We start from the raw sequence: 15616 nt of genomic DNA on the forward strand, positions 1-15616 counted from the left end.
GTGCCTTCACCATGCTGGCCCGACACGCCCCGGCCCCTGATGGGAAGGAAAATGCGGCAACACGTGCTCTGCCAGCTCCTGTATGACCTCTGCCGCAGGCCGCGCCGAAAACTGGATACCCAGGGCCGCATGGTTGACCCCTGCTGCTTGCCATTCACCCAGCAGGTCAATCAGGCCATTGCGCCCGGTGCGCAACACATAACCGCCCTGTAAAGAGGTGCGGGGATAATCGGGATCATCAACCAGGTCGAGCCATTCATTGGTCATGTGCGGCCTGAACCCGCCGTCCGGGATCAACTGGCGCCAGGCCCGGATCTTTTCGCCCAGGCGTTGCGGCCCTGCGCGGTCGTGGGTCGATTCGGGAAAGGTCAGCCAGCCATCGGCATGCTCGCCAATCCAGGCCAGTGACTGACGGGATGAACCGGTGACCATCAGGGGGATGGCTCCCGCCACGGGCCGGGGCAGAAATTCGGCTCCGGCCATGTGCCCCAGTGCCGAATCGATAACCGGCGCACGGGCCTGCATCAGTTGGCGGAAATACGTCACGCTCTGGGCAAACCGCTCACCCCGCCGGGCGTGCTCCAGACCATAGGCGGGAAACTCAATGGCCCGGTCTCCCGAGGCGATCCCCATGACCAGGCGCCCGTTCGACAACTGATCGATGGTGGCGCTGGCCTTGGCCAGATCAATGGGATGGCGCAACGAAAAGATTGCACTGCCGGTTGCCAGCGCAATTGTGCGGGTGTGAGCCGCCAGAAACGCCAGGTAGGTAAAGGGATCGAATACTTGCCCCGCATCACCGAAGGCAGGATCGAACAGCGGTACGTCGCGCACCCAGACTGCGGCAAAACCATATCGGTCGATGTCGCGAACCCGCTCGGCCTGCCCGGCCAGTACCGCCATGTCGCCCTTGTAAAAGCGCAATGGCAGAAAAATCCCGAGGGTCAGCTGATTGGCCGCGAACATGCGCCGATAACCGCGGTGGCTGGCAAATGCGGGCGACGACTGGCCTGTGATCTGATCTGTAGTGTTCATATTGATCCCCTGGTTCAAGCGCCGGTGGCGCGAGTAGGCAGAGCGATACCGCGCTGCACGGCGGGTCTGGTGCCAATGCGCTGGTACCAGGCGCTCAGGTGCTTATAGGCGCTGAAATCGAAATCGATGACTTGCGCGATATGGGTCCAGCCAAACTGGGCAATATCGGCAATCGAGTACTCGTCACCGGCCAGATAGGGGTGCTCGGCCAGGCGGTTGTCCAGGGTGGTAAAGGCTTCATCCATCAAGCGCCGATAGCGCGAAATGGCCTGGGGAATTTTGTCTGCGGCAAACAGCTCGAAGTGAACGCGCTGGCCCATCACAGGCCCCACGCTGGCAGCATGAAACATCAGCCACTGGATGGCTTCCCAGCGTTTGGCGGGTTCGACGGGCAAGAGCTGACCACTGATATCAGCCAGATACAGCAGGATGGCTGCCGATTCAAACAATGTGATGCCACTGCTTTCGTCGACCAGCACCGGGATACGCCCGTGCGGGTTGAGGCGCAAAAACGCCGGGCTGCGGTTCTCGCCCTGGTCAATGTTTACGTGCCGCAGGTGGTAGGTTAAACCGAGTTCCTCCAGGGCAATGGTGATCTTGAAACCATTGGGCGAGCTGTCGGTATACAACGTGATCATGGGGTTCATGCAGGGCGTCCGGTTAGATATAGTTTTACTGAACTTGCACAGCATCTCTAAACTCGGAACATCATCGCTTTCGCTGTGTGTCAGCGGAAACGATCATTTCTGCACACCAGATTCAGGAAAACTAAAGCCTATGGCAGCTTCACTGCCCCTTCTCGCATTGCGTGCTTTCGTCGAAGTTGGCCAGCAAGGCAGCATCAAGGCGGCCGCGCAAACGCTGAATGTCACCTCAGGTGCCGTCAGCCAGCAGATCCGTCTGCTGGAAGACCGGGTCGGCATGCCGCTGTTTACCCGCGAACGCAGCGGCTTGCGGCTTACAGAGGCCGGCGCCGGTGTTCACCCGGCCCTGCTTGAGGCCTTCGGGCAAATCGAGCAGGCCATGCTGTCACTGCAACAAAGCACTGCGCGCCAGACCCTGACGATCAGTACGGTGGCAACCTTTGCCGCCTCATGGCTGGTGCCGCGCCTGGGACGATTCAACCGCCTGCACCCGGATATCGAGGTGCGGGTGGAGGCCACTTCCGCGCTGGTGGACATGCACCACGGGCGTGTCGATATTGCCTTGCGCCATGGGCTTGGGGTCTATCCCGGCCTGCACGTGACCCGTTTGATGGCACCTGTACTGATCCCCGTCGCCAGCCCCGCCCTGCTGGCTGGCAACCCGGGGCCGGCACAGCCGCAGGACTGCCTCGACTTCCCCCTGCTGCATGACGCTGACCGTGCCGACTGGCTGTTGTGGCTCAGCGCCCATGGCGTGGGCAAAGACCCGCGCGCCGAGCGCGGGACTGCTTTTGAGGACGATTTTTTATTGATCCGCGCAGCCGAAGCAGGCCAGGGGCTGGCCTTGGTGCCCCAGGAGTACGCAACCGAAGAAATCGCTGCAGGCCGCCTGGTACAAGTCATGGACAAGCCCTGGCCGGCGCGCTTTGCCTACTACGCCGTAACGCGGGTGGAGGCAATGCAACGGGATGAGGTCAGGGCATTTATGCACTGGATCATGCAAGAGGCCGGGGGTAAGTAACAATCACCAGCCCCTCGTCTGCATCCGGGGAGCGAAAGTAGGTGGTGATCAGATCAAACTCGGCATCCGATGCGGCAAAGTCATGCTCGGCAAGCTGGTTGCGTACATGCAGGCGCGCACGGCAGGTGTCGTCGTCCACAGCGAGATAATGCAGGCAGTGCGGCACACGCGCGGTTTCTGCCAGGCCGAGCAACCATTCACGGCCGGCAATGGTATTGGCAGGAAAATCCAGCACCACATCCACACCGGACTCCAGCAGGTCGATCACCAGAGGCCCCAGCACACCGCGAATCCTCAGGCTGTAGGCTGCGTAATCGGTTACCGAATTGATCGCACCGGGATAAAGCGATGAGAGCCATTTATCTTCGCTCAGCAATATCGCGCTGTGCTCCACCGCAAGCGTTCTGGCCAGGGTTGATTTGCCTGATGCGATCTTGCCGCACATCAGATGCAGTGTCGCAGTGACCATGGGACGCTTCCTTGAGTGCGGACATTGGATGATGCCCAGCGCTGGCAGAGAACGCAATTGCCAATAAAACCAGCCAAGGGTGAACGAAAAACAGCCCGGTCTGCACCTGAACTTCAGGGGTACAGACCGAACCGTACAACAGCGTCCGCGCGCGGCCAGTCAGTTTTTGTTTAGCAGGCCGCCAAGCAGACCACCCAGCCCGCCGGAAGCACTTGCGCCACCCGAGGTGCCGGTGTTTGTCTGGGTACCGGTCGTGCCGCCCAGGCTGCCAAGCAAGCCAGTGCTGCCAACCAGTAAACCACCTGTGCCGCCGGTGGTTGTCTGAGTACCGGTTGAACCTGTGGCCGTGCCCAGCCCGCCCAGCAAACCGCCCAGCCCGCCGGTAGTTGTGCTTGTGCCGGTGCCGGTGGTTGTCGTCGGGTTCAGGTAACCGCCGGATTTATCCAGTGCCCCACCCACACCGCCTAGCACACCGCCCACCACATTGGTGAGCGGGTTCTTGCCGGTATCGACTACCTTGTCACCCAGCCCGCCGACCACGCCGCCAACCTTCGTCAACAACCCGTCCACCGGCTGCCCCAACCCGGTGGTGGTGCCTACCTTGCCTGTGACGTTTTCCACCATTGAGATCACGGGGACCACGACCTTGTCATTCAAACCACCGGTAGCCTTGCCCAATTGCCCGCTGGTCACATTGGTGGTCAGTGTGTTGCCAAGCATGGTGACGGTGGTGCCGACCTTGTCCACCAGCCCGCCCGCGGTGCCGGTGACCTTGCCCACTACGCCGCCTACCAGCGGGACCTGACTGATCGGTGTGTTGTCGACCAGAGCGCTGACACCTGTGCCGAGAGACGAAACGCCTTTACCCACATCGCTGACGCCATTGGTAACACCAGCCACGGTAATGCCCAGCGAGTTTTTGTCAGTGCCCAGCGAGCCCAGGCCATTGGTCACGCCATCGGTAATGGAAGTCACGGCATTACCGGTATTGACCACCAACCCGCCTGCTGCGCCGACCACAGGAACGGTGGTCAGGGTAGTGCCCACGCCGCTGACCAGGGTGCCGACACCGCCCAGTCCGGTGCCGACTTCACCGGCGACCTGCCCCGTGACCAGAGGCGGGGTAACTGCCGGGTTAGGCGGATTGGTTGGATTGGTTGGATCAGTTGGATCTGTCGGTGTAGTGGGATCAGTTGGCGTGGTCGGATTGGTCGGCGGCGTCGGCGTGCTTGCGCTGTCACTGCTGTGATGCCCGCCACCACCACTGTGGCAGCCCGCCAGGCTGGCGCTCATGACCAACAACAGGGCCGTGCTTGTTTTCAACCAGAGTTGGGTGTTCATAATCAGCTCCCTTGAATCTGTCATGCCTGAGTTCGAAAGCTCCCAGCACTCGCATCAGAGGGAGTTTCCATCCTGGGGAACATGACAACGCCACGGGCTCGAACCCACAACTCACTCCTTGGTATTAATACTCTCTATAAGGCTGCCGCGACTCGACTTAAGGACTAATGCTCAGGTTATAAAAAGCGCTGCATATCAACTTGCACAGGGCTTTTTCACGCAATGGCCGCAGCGCCCCCTACTTAAGTGGTAAGCACAATTAACAAGACCGACCCCAGCATCAGCATTCCTTGATCTGCTCCCACAGGCGGGCGACCTGCTCGGCGCTGTCGGCCCTGATTCGGGCCAGATCCAGGGGGTAGTCCACCCCGGGATTCTCGACAAACCGCGTTGCCGTGAACTGACCATTGCTGGCCCGCAGAATATAGCCGCTGTCCTGGCACTGAGCCGAGGCCAGAAAGATCACACCGGGGGTCACCCACTGGAGCTTGAGGTTGTCCGGTTCGCCGTTAACGCCCCACATCCGGGTCTTGGCCACCGGCGCTACTGCGTTTACCAGGATGCCATCGGCGGCACCCTCCCTGCTCAGGGCATTCATGATGCCCAATTGTGCCATCTTGCCGGCGGCGTAGGCGGTCAGGCCCGGCTGGGCATAGGGCTGGTACATGGCCCGGTCCGAAGAGGTCAGCACCACCCGCGCCGCCGATGATTGGCGCAGGTACGGCCAGGCATGTTTGCACAGCCAGATCGGGCTATACACATTGATCCCCAGCGCGCGCTCGACAAACTCAGGCTGCGCTTCTTCAATAGCCTGGTAACCGACCCAGCCCGCATTGTGGATCACAATATCCAGCCGCCCGAACGCTTCGACGGCCGTTTCGACCAACTGCCGGCAACCCGTCTCGCTGACCAACTCACCGTGATGACCGATCACGCTGTAGCCCTGGGCTGCCAGCGCTTGCGCGGCGTCATGGGCAACGGATGCATCTGCTGCTGCGCCTTGCCTGTCTGCGCCAATATCACTGATCAGCACATGGGCGCCCAGCCGTGCCAGCTCCCTGGCATAACTCAAGCCCAGGCCCCGGCCAGCACCCGTTACAATTGCGGTTTTGCCGTTAAAGTCCATAAGGATGCCCTCTTGATTGATACTTCACCGTAACAATCAAAAGGCGCGTTGTTTAATACCGTTCAACAGGCCCGTTGATACCCGCTGCCTATCAGCCCCTCTGTGAGAGCGGCGGTGTTCGCAGATAACCCCGTTCAAAGGAAGGAACACTGCACATGATCGAAACTCGACTGCTCCGTCAGTTCATCGCGGTGGCTGAGGAACTGCATTTCCACAAGGCCGCCGTGCGCCTGCACATGGCCCAGCCACCCCTGAGCCAGGCGATCAGCCGACTGGAAGACAAGCTGGGGTTAGCCCTGTTCACCCGCAGCAGGCGCGAGGTCAAGCTGACGCCCGCAGGCCAGGCCTTTTTGCAGGCGGCCTGTCGCACACTCAAGGAACTGGAACAGGGGGTGGAGTACGCCCGCCAGGTGGCGCAAGGGGTAGCCGGTGTGCTCACTGTCAGCGCGGTGTCTATCGCGTACTACGAGCCGTTGCTCAACAGCCTCAGGCAGTTTCGCCAAACCTTTCCCCAGGTCCAGCTGGTGATCAAGGAAATGCCTTCCTCCAGCCAGGCCGAGGCGCTGCTGGCTGCCGAGACCGATATCGCCTTTATGCGCAAACTGCCCTTCATCGCAGCCGACATCGAATCGCGCCTGTTGCTCGACGAGGCCATTGTCATGGCCCTGCCCCTGGATCATCCCAAGGCGCAGTCAGGGCCCATCGAGCTGCGCGATTTTGCTGACGAAGACTTTGTCTTTACTCCACAAGCCCTGGGCAGCGGCTATCACGGCCAGTTGATCGGCCTGTGCGAAAACGCCGGGTTCTACCCCAGGGTGGTACAGGAGGCCGCACAGCTGCATACCCTGATCGGCCTGGTAAGTTGCGGTTTTGGCGTGGCCCTGGTGCCGCAATCCCTCGCCGGCTCGACGCTGCGCGACAAGGTAGCGTTCCGTCCGATCCGGCCGCTGACAGGCGCTGCCAACCCCACCATCGGCCTGTACATGAACTGGCATGCCCATAACCCGTCACCGCTGATACAGCACTTTATTGCCATGCTCGATGGCAACACTCAACCCTGAACAGGCTCAGCGAACCCCTTCAAGTACACTTGCTGGCATGGCTGCGCCGCATGAGTCGAGACTCAAGCCAGCAGTTCGCTGATCCATCTGACCTGTCGGGCAATTTCCTCCACCCGGGCTTCGGGCACGGCCTGGCGCGCCAGGGCAAGATTGCTCAGAACCTTGCGTTTTTCACCCAGCATACGTTGCCACTTACCCAGAAACAGCGGGCTGCGCGCCTGCATCTGGAAGGGGCCAAAGTACAATTGCTCGGCGGTATAGCTCACCGGTCCGATGCGTTCGGCGACGATGATTTCGTAGTAAAAACGGTTTTCCCGCAGCAGTTCTTCGCAAAGGATGTGGTAGTGGTTTTCCATCAGCCATTGCCGTAAAGGCTGCTCGCCGCCGTTGGGTTGCAGGATCAGGCGCTCCCGTCCGCTCAGGTGTGCCTTGCCACTTGCAAGAATATCGCGGATGGTCTCGCCGCCCATGCCGCAGATGCTGATCGCCGTAATCTCGTCCTGCGGCCTGATCGCTGCCAGGCCACTGGCATGGCGCACGCTAATGCGTTGCTCGAAGCCGTTTTCGCGCACGGTACGCCGGGCCGCCTGAAAGGGCGTCAGGGCCACCTCGCCCGCCACGGCGGCGGCAATGGCCCCCCGACGCAGCAACGCCACCGGCAGGTAGCCGTGGTCCGAGCCGATATCGGCCAGCCGCGCACCTGCCGGCATATGGGCTGCCACGCGCTCCAGACGCATGGACAATGTGTGTTCGTTCAACTGCTGTTCCTTTTCACCACGGATGCCCGCCAGTGTGGGGGGCGGCACATGATGCGCGGTGAGCAGGCCCGGGTAAAGCACCGGCACACGCTGCCCCTGTGGGAGCGGGCTTGCTCGCGATACCGCCGGCAAGCCCGGCTCCCAGCTTTACCGGGCACGTCTTGCGGGGGATCAAGGTTGATATTACATATGGATATCCGTATATTCGAATTTCCATATGTATAGACAGAGAGTCACCATGCTCAGTCCCGCCGCACTGTTCAAATGCCTGTCCGATGAAACCCGCGCCAGGGCCACCTTGCTGATCGCCCGTGAGGGCGAGCTCTGTGTATGCGAACTGGTCTGTGCCCTGGATGAAAGCCAACCGAAAGTTTCCCGCCATCTGGCCCAGCTTCGAGGCTGCGGGTTGCTGCTCGACCGCCGCCAGGGGCAGTGGGTGTATTACCGTCTCAACCCGCAACTGCCGGACTGGGTGCGCAGCGTTCTTGAAACCACCCTGCTGGCCAACACCGAGTGGCTTGCGCACGACAGTGCGCGGCTCTCTGCCATGGGCGAGCGCCCGCTCAACACCATTGCCTGCTGCTGAGACGTCCGATGCTTATCGCCTTCGCAATTTTTTTGGTCACTCTGGTTCTGGTCATCTGGCAGCCCAAGGGCCTGGGGGTGGGCTGGAGTGCCTCACTGGGTGCGGTTGTGGCACTGCTTGCGGGGGCGGTATCACTGCACGATATTGCCCAAGTGTGGGCCATTGTATGGAATGCCACGGCCACTTTTATCGCCGTGATCATCATCAGCCTGTTGCTCGACGAAGCAGGTTTCTTTCAGTGGGCGGCCCTGCATGTGGCCCGCTGGGCCAAGGGTGATGGCCGGCGCCTGTTTGTGTTTACCGTGCTGCTGGGGGCCGGTGTATCGGCACTGTTTGCCAATGACGGCGCGGCACTGATCCTGACCCCCATCGTGATCTCGATACTGCTCGCCTTGCGCTTTTCTGCCGCCTCAACCCTGGCGTTTGTCATGGCCGCAGGCTTTATTGCCGATACTGCCAGCCTGCCGCTGGTGGTGTCGAACCTGGTCAATATTGTCTCGGCCGACTACTTCGGCCTGGGTTTCAGCGCCTATGCCGCGGTCATGGTACCGGTCAACTGCGTTGCAGTCGCCGCCACGCTGCTGGTGTTGTACGGGTTTTTCCGCCGCGATATTCCACGCCACTATTGTCATGATGAGCTGCCCGAACCACGAAAGGCCATACGCGACCCGTTGACGTTTGCTGTCGGCTGGGGGGTTCTGGTCTTGCTGCTCACAGGCCTGTTTGCACTGGAACCACTGGGCATTCCAGTCAGCGCGATTGCTGCAGTGTGCGCCGCCCTGCTATTCGCTGTGGCTGCGCGCAGCCACGTCATTTCAACGCGACGGGTGTTGCGCGAAGCTCCCTGGCAGGTGGTGACGTTCTCACTGGGCATGTACCTGGTGGTGTACGGGCTGAAAAATGCCGGGCTGACCCACCACCTGACGCTGGTTCTCAATCAGTTGGCCGAGTCCGGCCTTTGGGCCGCCACCCTGGGCACCGGGGTGCTCGCCGCACTGCTGTCTTCGGTGATGAACAATATGCCCGGGGTCTTGCTCGGCGCGCTGTCAATCCAGGCCAGTGATGCCAGCGGGGTGATCCGCGAGGCGATGATCTACGCCAATGTCATCGGCTCCGACCTGGGCCCGAAAATCACCCCCATCGGCAGTCTGGCCACCCTTCTGTGGTTGCATGTGCTGGCACGCAAGGGCATTCGCATCACCTGGGGTTACTACTTCAAGGTGGGGCTGATCCTGACCCTGCCGATTCTGCTTGTCACCCTGTCTGCCCTGGCTTTGCGCCTGAGCCTTTAATACCACCGCAAAGAGCAACTACCATGCGTGTTCTGTTTATGTGTACCGCCAATAGCTGTCGCAGCATTCTGTCCGAAGCCATGTTCAACCATCTGGCGCCACCAGGGTTCCAGGCCATCAGTGCGGGCAGCTTTCCCCGGGGGCAGGTGTTGCCCCGCAGCCTGGTCACCCTGCAAGAAGCCGGTATCGGCATAGACGGCCTGAGCAGCAAGGGCAATGACGCCTACGAAGACAACCCGCCGGATATTGTCATCACCGTCTGCGACAAGGCCGCCGCTGAGGCGTGCCCGGTGTATTTCGGCCCGGCCATCAAAGCCCACTGGGGGTTGGCAGACCCTTCAGAGGTCAAGGGTGACGAGGCGACCGTAACCGCCGCGTTCCACGCCACCCTGGCGCACATCGAAACGCGCTGCCGGGCCTTTCTCGCCCTGCCCTTTACCCGGCTTGAGCCCGCGGCACTTAAACGCGAACTCGACCGTATCAGCACCCTGTAACCGGAGCCACCATGAGCGACACACTGCCCAATCTCGACACCACATTGATTTCTACCAAAACCGTGCAACCCGCTAGCCCGCACAAACCACGCATCCTGTTGTTATACGGTTCGACGCGGGAACGCTCGTTCAGCCGCCTGCTGGTAGAGGAAGCGGCCAGATTGCTCGAACACTTTGGCGCCCAGACTCGGATCTTCAACCCCTCGGGCCTGCCGCTGCCCGATGACGCCCCGAATGATCACCCCAAAGTCCAGGAACTGCTGGAACTGATGCAGTGGTCTGAAGGGCAAGTGTGGTGCTCGCCGGAACGGCATGGCGCGATGTCAGCTGTGTTCAAGGCGCAAATCGACTGGGTGCCTCTGGCATTGGGCGCGGTACGCCCGACTCAGGGCAAAACCCTCGCGGTGATGCAGGTGTGCGGCGGCTCCCAGTCATTTAATGTGGTCAACCAGTTACGCGTGCTGGGTCGCTGGATGCGCATGTTCACCATCCCCAACCAATCTTCGGTGCCCAAGGCCTATCTGGAGTTTGACCAGCACAACCGCATGAAACCGTCTGCGCTGTATGACCGCGTGGTCGATGTCATGGAGGAACTGGTGAAGTTCACCGTATTGCTGCGCGATCGCCCGGACCTGGTTGACCGGTATTCCGAACGCAAGGAGTCGGCGCAAGAACTGAGCCAGCGGGTCAATCAGCGCTCAATTTGAACAGTGGCTGTTGTTGAAGAAGTCGACGCGCGCCTCGACTTCTTCAACCTGGTCATTTACAGATGCCTGAACACCGCAGCCGCGATCACCCCTGCGGCAATCGCCGGCAGCGGCTTCTTGAGCAGCAGCATCACTGCTGCGGTGGTCAGCAAGGCCAGCCGTGCGCCGTTATCGCCGTTGAGGGCCAGGGGCGCGAGCAAGGCGACCAGCACCGAGCCCGACATGGCGCTGATAAATTGCTGCACCCGGTAGTTGATGGGCACGAAGGACATCACGAAAACGCCCCCCAAACGCGTAATCAACGTGACCACAGCCATAATCAGAACAATGATGAAGGTGCCGTAACCGGCGGTATCGATGCTCATTTTTTCTTCTCCATCCACACCGCACCCAACACCCCGCCCGCCAATGCGCCGACCACCACATGGCTGTTTTCAGGCAAGTAGCGGTACGCCAACAGCGACGAGGCGCCCGCCACGCACCAGATAATCAGCATGCGCAGGTTTTTTTGCCCGCCGATTACCATCGCCAGCAGAAAACAGCCCATCACCATGTCCAGGCCCAGGCTGACCGGGTCTTCAATTGCGCTGCCGAAGTACACGCCCAGCCAACTGCCCAGCACCCAGGCCGCCCACAGGGCTATGCCACCGCCCAGGATCAGGCCGATGCCCGATTTGCCGCTGTTGAATGCCTGCATCGACATTGCCCAGTTGGCATCCGAGATCACCATCATCACCCCGTAGCGCTTGGCCGCAGGCAGCTCGCGCAGCCAGGGATACAAGGTCGCACCCATCAGCAGATGGCGGGCATTGATGGCAAACACCGTGACGATCAGGGGCACTACCGGGACCTGCGCCCCCCAGAGATCAAGGGCACCAAACTGCGAGGCCCCGGCAAATACCAAAGCGCTCATCAACAAACTGGCGCTGTTGTCCAGACCGGTCTGCGCGGCAGCCAGACCGAAGGCCACACCGAACACCACCACAAACATGGAAATGGGCAACAGCTGCTTGAAACCATCCCCTACCTCGGCCCAGTTCAGCTCGACCACGCTTTTATCACTGCTCGACAACACACCACCCCTTCTGCGCTACGCCACACTGTTTTTATGCCCGCATTATGCGGGGCTGAATCTAATGCACAACAGTGCGCAGGTGTGAAAGGTGTCGCAATGTCAGGGTTGGCGCGGCGTTTTCAGACAGGCCCGGCTGTTTGTGCCCGGGTTGCGTACGAACCCCTCGACCACGATATACAGCAGCGGGCCGATGGCGACGAAGACCGCGGTCAGCAGCAGGTACGGCAGCACACTGGCCAGCGAGCGGCCTTTACCGCGTGCATCGCGGTACATCCACACGCAAGCCAGCGCCGCCATCAGGTACAGGTCGATCACCACTTGAGCCGTGTCCGGGCTGGCCATCAGTTCCAGTCCGAAAGCTGCAAGGGACTGGTGGGCGGTCAACATCGTGAAGATTGTGTAAGCAGAGAACCCGAGCAACGCGGCAAGGGCGAGACAGGATTTTTTCATTAGCATTTCCGAATCGACGAAGTGGACAAGGCTCCAGTTAGTGATACTTTTCCCCCACCGGCAATGACCTCACAGGTCATGGACTCAGCCTTTTTCCCCTGCCAGAGTTTATGGATGAACAACCTGACCTTTCCCCGCATCAACACCCCGACAACCGCTGGCCCGCAGCTGCGTCTGCTGCGCCGTCAGGCCGGTATGAGCCAGCTGGAGCTGGCCTTGATCACGGGTATTTCCCAACGCCATTTGAGCTGCATCGAAACCGGGCGCGCCAAACCCGGCCCCGGCACCTTGCATAACCTGCTGATGGCCCTCGAGGTACCGCTGGAGCAGTGCAACAGCCTGTTTCTGGCCTCGGGTTATGCGCCGCGCTACGAGACAACGCCGCTCTCTTCGCCGGCCATGGAGGCCGTACGTGAGGCCATCAGCCATGTGTTGCACGCCAACAACCCCGCCCCGGCGATTGTGTTGGGCAGCCACTGGCAGGTGCTGGATGCCAACGCCAGCACCGCAGCCCTGTTCAGCCTGGTCGGGCTACCCGCAGACGCGGCCAGGGACTTGAACCTGCTGACCACACTGCTGCAACCCGGCGGCCTGGGTGATTACCTGATCAACCCCGAAGAAATAAGAACCCTGGCCTGGCAACGGGCGACACGCGAGGCCCTGTCCAACCCCGTACTGGCCAGTCTTATGCAAACCCTCAGCGCCCCGGACACCCTCGCGGCCCTGCCCCGGGAACTGCCGCCACTGGTCTTGACCCGCATTGCCTGCGTCCATGGCGAGCTGAACTTCATGTCCACCTTCACCACATTCGGCATGCCGCTCGATATCACCGTAACCTCAATGCGTATCGAGCATCTGATCCCGGCGGATGCACAAACCTGGCAGATCATGACAGCGGCTTATGAGCGCTCACGGGGCTGAAGATCCGTCAGTCCTGGCAAAAACGGATGCGGTTGCCAAACGGGTCATGAACCTCCAGCACCCGTCCCCAGCCCTGCTGGACAATCTGCGGGCGGCCATAACCGTAGCGCTTGGCCATTAGCTCGTCGTGCAGCAACTCGATATTGTCCATGGGTACGAATACCGTGGAGCCGGGGCTGGCATCGCCATGATGCTCGGAAAGATGCAGTTGCAAGCCGCTGCGGCTGATGCCCAGATAGAGCGGCAAACCTGCTTCGAAGCGGTGCTCGAACTCAACGCTGAAACCCAGGAAATCCAGATAGAACTCTCGGGCCTTGGCCTCATCAAACATCCGCAATATCGGAATCGGCCTGTCGAAGCTAATTGCCGGCGCAGCACTCTGCACAGGCAGCCGTGCACTGGCCGTATTCCAGTCCTTGTAACCCAGTTGCCTGGCAACCAGTTCAAGGGCGATGGCATGGGTGACTTCCAGATTGCGCGCCTGCAGCGAGGTTCGCAGGCTCTTGGCCATCTGTTTGGCTTGCTCGATTGACTGCATCAGTGCTCCCGGGGGCGAAGGCTTTTGGTGCTCGCGTTGCCAAACCTCGACCGTCAAGAGAGAGGGGAAAAGGCAGATAATCATGCTTTCACCTTCCCATGGGGAGCGAGCGGCGGGCAGCATCGGCCAGTGCCGATAGTACACAAGCCCTGCACCGGGTTACAGCCTCAACGCCCCTGCATGACATATGCTTGAAAGCACCTTCAGCGATCACTCAGGCAAACCCATGGGCTCGACTTTCTATTCAAGCTGGACATTCTGGGCATTACTTTCGGCGGTGTTCGCTGCCATGACGGCGATTTTCGGCAAAATTGGCATTACCGGCATCAACTCCGATTTCGCCACCTTGCTGCGTACCGTCGTCGTGCTGGTGAGCCTGGCACTGATCCTCTACGCAACCGGCCAGTATCAGTCGCTGGGCTCGATTTCGGCGCGCAGCTATGTGTTTCTGGTGCTCTCGGGGCTGGCCACCGGGGCCTCGTGGATCTGCTATTACCGAGCCCTGCAACTGGGCCAGGCGTCACTGGTGGCGCCGGTGGACAAACTCAGCGTGGTGATCGTGGCCGTGCTGGGCGTGACGCTGCTGGGTGAAAAGCTCGATATTCGCCAATGGGCGGGGATCAGCCTGATTACCGTGGGTGTGGTGTTGCTGGCGTGGCGGCGATAGGTGCCCTTTGGCACCACGACACTTTCAGACAGATACGCGGCCCGGGGAGTGACTTTTCCTGCAAGCCAATCCTAGTATTGCCGCGCGTCACCCTGCCGCAAAAAAAATAACGTATGGAAACTCAGCAAATGCCCTTCACCCGTACCCTTCTTGCCCTGTCTTTGGGCATGGCTTTAATGCACAACCCGGCCTTCGCCGCCCCGCCGCTGTCGATGGTCGATGGCGTTGCCCAGGTCAATACACAGGACAGCAATGCCTGGGTCGAGATCAACAGAGCCGCGTTCGTCCACAACATTGGCGTGTTGCAAGCGACTGTGGGCGACAAATCGAAAATCTGCGCCGTGCTCAAGGCCGATGCCTACGGCCACGGCATCGGCCTGCTGATGCCTTCAATCATCGCTACCGGTGTGCCTTGCGTTGGCGTGGCGAGCAATGAAGAGGCTCGCGTGGTACGTGAAAGCGGCTTCAAGGGCCAACTGATCCGTGTGCGTACGGCAGCACTCAGCGAGCTGGAAGCGGCGCTGCCGTACAATATGGAAGAGTTGGTAGGCAACCTTGATTTCGCCGTCAAGGCCAGCCTGATTGCCGAAAAACACGGCCGTCCGCTGGTGGTGCACCTGGGCCTGAACTCCAGCGGCATGAGCCGCAACGGCGTGGAAATGACCACCGCCGAGGGCCGCCGCGACGCGGTCGCCATCACCAAGGTGCCGAACCTGGAAGTGCGCGCGATCATGACCCACTTCGCGGTAGAAGACGCCGACGACGTGCGTGCAGGGCTCAAGGCGTTCAACGAGCAGGCACAATGGCTGATCAATGTTGCAGAACTCGATCGCAGCAAAATCACCCTGCATGCGGCCAACTCGTTCGCCACCCTGGAAGTGCCGGAATCGCATCTGGACATGGTTCGCCCGGGCGGTGCGTTGTTCGGCGACACGGTGCCGTCGCACACCGACTACAAGCGCGTGATGCAATTCAAGTCCCATGTCGCTTCGGTCAACAGCTACCCCAAGGGCAACACCGTGGGCTATGACCGCACCTGGACGCTGGGCCGCGACTCGAAACTGGCCAATGTCACCGTGGGTTACTCCGACGGTTACCGCCGTGCCTTTACCAACAAGGGTATCGTGCTGATCAACGGCCATCGCGTGCCGGTGGTGGGCAAGGTCTCGATGAATACCCTCATGGTCGACGTTACAGACGCGCCGGATGTCAAAAGCGGCGACGAAGTGGTGTTGTTCGGGCAACAGGGCAAGGCCGAAATCAGCCAGGCGGAAGTTGAAGACATCAACGGTGCATTGCTGGCCGACCTGTATACGGTGTGGGGCAACTCCAACCCGAAGGTCCTGGTCGAGAAGTAGGGCCTGCGTAGAGCTTGTAGAGACTCTGTTGCAGGTCAAGCCCTAGTGTGGGAGCTGTCTCTTATACACATCT

19 protein-coding genes are annotated in these 15616 nt (G+C 60.6%); 9 read left to right on the forward strand and 10 right to left on the reverse strand.

Annotation, left to right across the window (positions count from 1 at the left end):
- Positions 1-6: 6 nt before the first annotated feature.
- Entirely contained in the window at positions 7-1035 is a 1029-nt protein-coding gene (locus tag QN377_RS01050; protein WP_095026205.1) for an LLM class oxidoreductase, read from the reverse strand.
- A gap of 14 nt (positions 1036-1049) precedes the next feature.
- Complete coding sequence (locus QN377_RS01055; protein ID WP_095019871.1) at positions 1050-1673, reverse strand: glutathione S-transferase family protein; 624 nt, start codon at positions 1671-1673, stop codon at positions 1050-1052.
- Between the two features lie 139 nt (positions 1674-1812).
- Here QN377_RS01055 and QN377_RS01060 point away from each other — a divergent pair, with 139 nt between their 5' ends.
- Complete coding sequence (locus tag QN377_RS01060) at positions 1813-2700, forward strand: LysR substrate-binding domain-containing protein (RefSeq protein WP_095018504.1); 888 nt, start codon at positions 1813-1815, stop codon at positions 2698-2700.
- Here QN377_RS01060 and QN377_RS01065 read toward each other — a convergent pair.
- The 3 genes from QN377_RS01065 to QN377_RS01075 all read right to left on the reverse strand — a co-directional run bounded on the left by QN377_RS01065 (position 2675) and on the right by QN377_RS01075 (position 5636).
- Positions 2675-3169: an AAA family ATPase gene (locus tag QN377_RS01065; protein WP_095000106.1), complete on the reverse strand. Its 495-nt coding sequence runs from the start codon at positions 3167-3169 to the stop codon at positions 2675-2677. The genes QN377_RS01060 and QN377_RS01065 overlap by 26 nt on opposite strands.
- Positions 3170-3328: 159 nt before the next feature.
- On the reverse strand, positions 3329-4510 hold the full coding sequence (locus QN377_RS01070; RefSeq protein WP_095018503.1) for a collagen-like triple helix repeat-containing protein: 1182 nt from the start codon (positions 4508-4510) through the stop codon (positions 3329-3331).
- Positions 4511-4790: 280 nt separating this feature from the next.
- On the reverse strand, positions 4791-5636 hold the full coding sequence (locus QN377_RS01075) for an SDR family NAD(P)-dependent oxidoreductase (RefSeq protein ID WP_095018502.1): 846 nt from the start codon (positions 5634-5636) through the stop codon (positions 4791-4793).
- Between the two features lie 155 nt (positions 5637-5791).
- On the opposite strand from QN377_RS01075, the gene QN377_RS01080 reads away from it, so the two are divergent.
- On the forward strand, positions 5792-6697 hold the full coding sequence (locus QN377_RS01080) for a LysR family transcriptional regulator (protein ID WP_095000103.1): 906 nt from the start codon (positions 5792-5794) through the stop codon (positions 6695-6697).
- A gap of 62 nt (positions 6698-6759) precedes the next feature.
- Here the strand turns inward: QN377_RS01080 and QN377_RS01085 are convergent, their stop codons facing one another.
- Positions 6760-7455: a tRNA (adenine(22)-N(1))-methyltransferase gene (locus tag QN377_RS01085; RefSeq protein WP_095000614.1), complete on the reverse strand. Its 696-nt coding sequence runs from the start codon at positions 7453-7455 to the stop codon at positions 6760-6762.
- 238 nt (positions 7456-7693) lie between these two features.
- Between QN377_RS01085 and QN377_RS01090 the strand changes: the two genes are divergently transcribed.
- The 4 genes from QN377_RS01090 to arsH are packed head-to-tail and all read left to right on the forward strand — an operon-like array spanning position 7694 to position 10534.
- A complete protein-coding gene (locus QN377_RS01090; protein WP_095018501.1) occupies positions 7694-8041 on the forward strand; it encodes a metalloregulator ArsR/SmtB family transcription factor in 348 nt (115 codons plus the stop codon).
- Positions 8042-8049: 8 nt separating this feature from the next.
- On the forward strand, positions 8050-9333 hold the full coding sequence (locus tag QN377_RS01095; RefSeq protein WP_095018500.1) for an arsenic transporter: 1284 nt from the start codon (positions 8050-8052) through the stop codon (positions 9331-9333).
- A gap of 23 nt (positions 9334-9356) precedes the next feature.
- Positions 9357-9827 (forward strand): arsenate reductase ArsC, encoded by a 471-nt coding sequence (locus QN377_RS01100; RefSeq protein WP_095000100.1) that lies wholly within the window; start codon positions 9357-9359, stop codon positions 9825-9827.
- An 11-nt stretch (positions 9828-9838) separates the two neighbouring features.
- Entirely contained in the window at positions 9839-10534 is a 696-nt protein-coding gene (gene arsH, locus QN377_RS01105; RefSeq protein WP_322212828.1) for an arsenical resistance protein ArsH, read from the forward strand.
- Positions 10535-10590: 56 nt separating this feature from the next.
- Here arsH and QN377_RS01110 read toward each other — a convergent pair whose 3' ends face one another.
- The 3 genes from QN377_RS01110 to QN377_RS01120 form a co-directional block, all read right to left on the reverse strand.
- The gene (locus tag QN377_RS01110) at positions 10591-10899 is read right to left on the reverse strand and encodes an AzlD family protein (RefSeq protein ID WP_095000098.1); all 309 of its coding nucleotides are present in this window, start codon (positions 10897-10899) and stop codon (positions 10591-10593) included.
- Positions 10896-11606, reverse strand: a complete 711-nt coding sequence (locus tag QN377_RS01115) for an AzlC family ABC transporter permease (RefSeq protein WP_095000613.1) — start codon at positions 11604-11606, stop codon at positions 10896-10898. Before QN377_RS01115 ends, QN377_RS01110 begins: the two co-directional genes overlap by 4 nt.
- A 102-nt stretch (positions 11607-11708) precedes the next feature.
- Entirely contained in the window at positions 11709-12059 is a 351-nt protein-coding gene (locus QN377_RS01120) for a DUF2834 domain-containing protein (protein ID WP_095018497.1), read from the reverse strand.
- A gap of 114 nt (positions 12060-12173) precedes the next feature.
- On the opposite strand from QN377_RS01120, the gene QN377_RS01125 reads away from it, so the two are divergent.
- Positions 12174-12980 (forward strand): helix-turn-helix domain-containing protein, encoded by an 807-nt coding sequence (locus tag QN377_RS01125; RefSeq protein WP_232527577.1) that lies wholly within the window; start codon positions 12174-12176, stop codon positions 12978-12980.
- Positions 12981-12987: 7 nt separating this feature from the next.
- On the opposite strand, the gene QN377_RS01130 is transcribed toward QN377_RS01125, so the two are convergent.
- Positions 12988-13518 (reverse strand): glyoxalase superfamily protein, encoded by a 531-nt coding sequence (locus tag QN377_RS01130; RefSeq protein WP_095018495.1) that lies wholly within the window; start codon positions 13516-13518, stop codon positions 12988-12990.
- Positions 13519-13744: 226 nt separating this feature from the next.
- Here QN377_RS01130 and QN377_RS01135 point away from each other — a divergent pair, with 226 nt between their 5' ends.
- Complete coding sequence (locus QN377_RS01135; protein ID WP_095000612.1) at positions 13745-14185, forward strand: EamA family transporter; 441 nt, start codon at positions 13745-13747, stop codon at positions 14183-14185.
- A 128-nt stretch (positions 14186-14313) separates the two neighbouring features.
- Entirely contained in the window at positions 14314-15543 is a 1230-nt protein-coding gene (gene alr / locus QN377_RS01140; protein ID WP_095018494.1) for an alanine racemase, read from the forward strand.
- The last annotated feature ends 73 nt before the right edge of the window (positions 15544-15616 follow it).

The organism is Pseudomonas sp. CCC4.1, from assembly GCF_035019225.1.
GTDB lineage: Bacteria > Pseudomonadota > Gammaproteobacteria > Pseudomonadales > Pseudomonadaceae > Aquipseudomonas > Aquipseudomonas bubulae.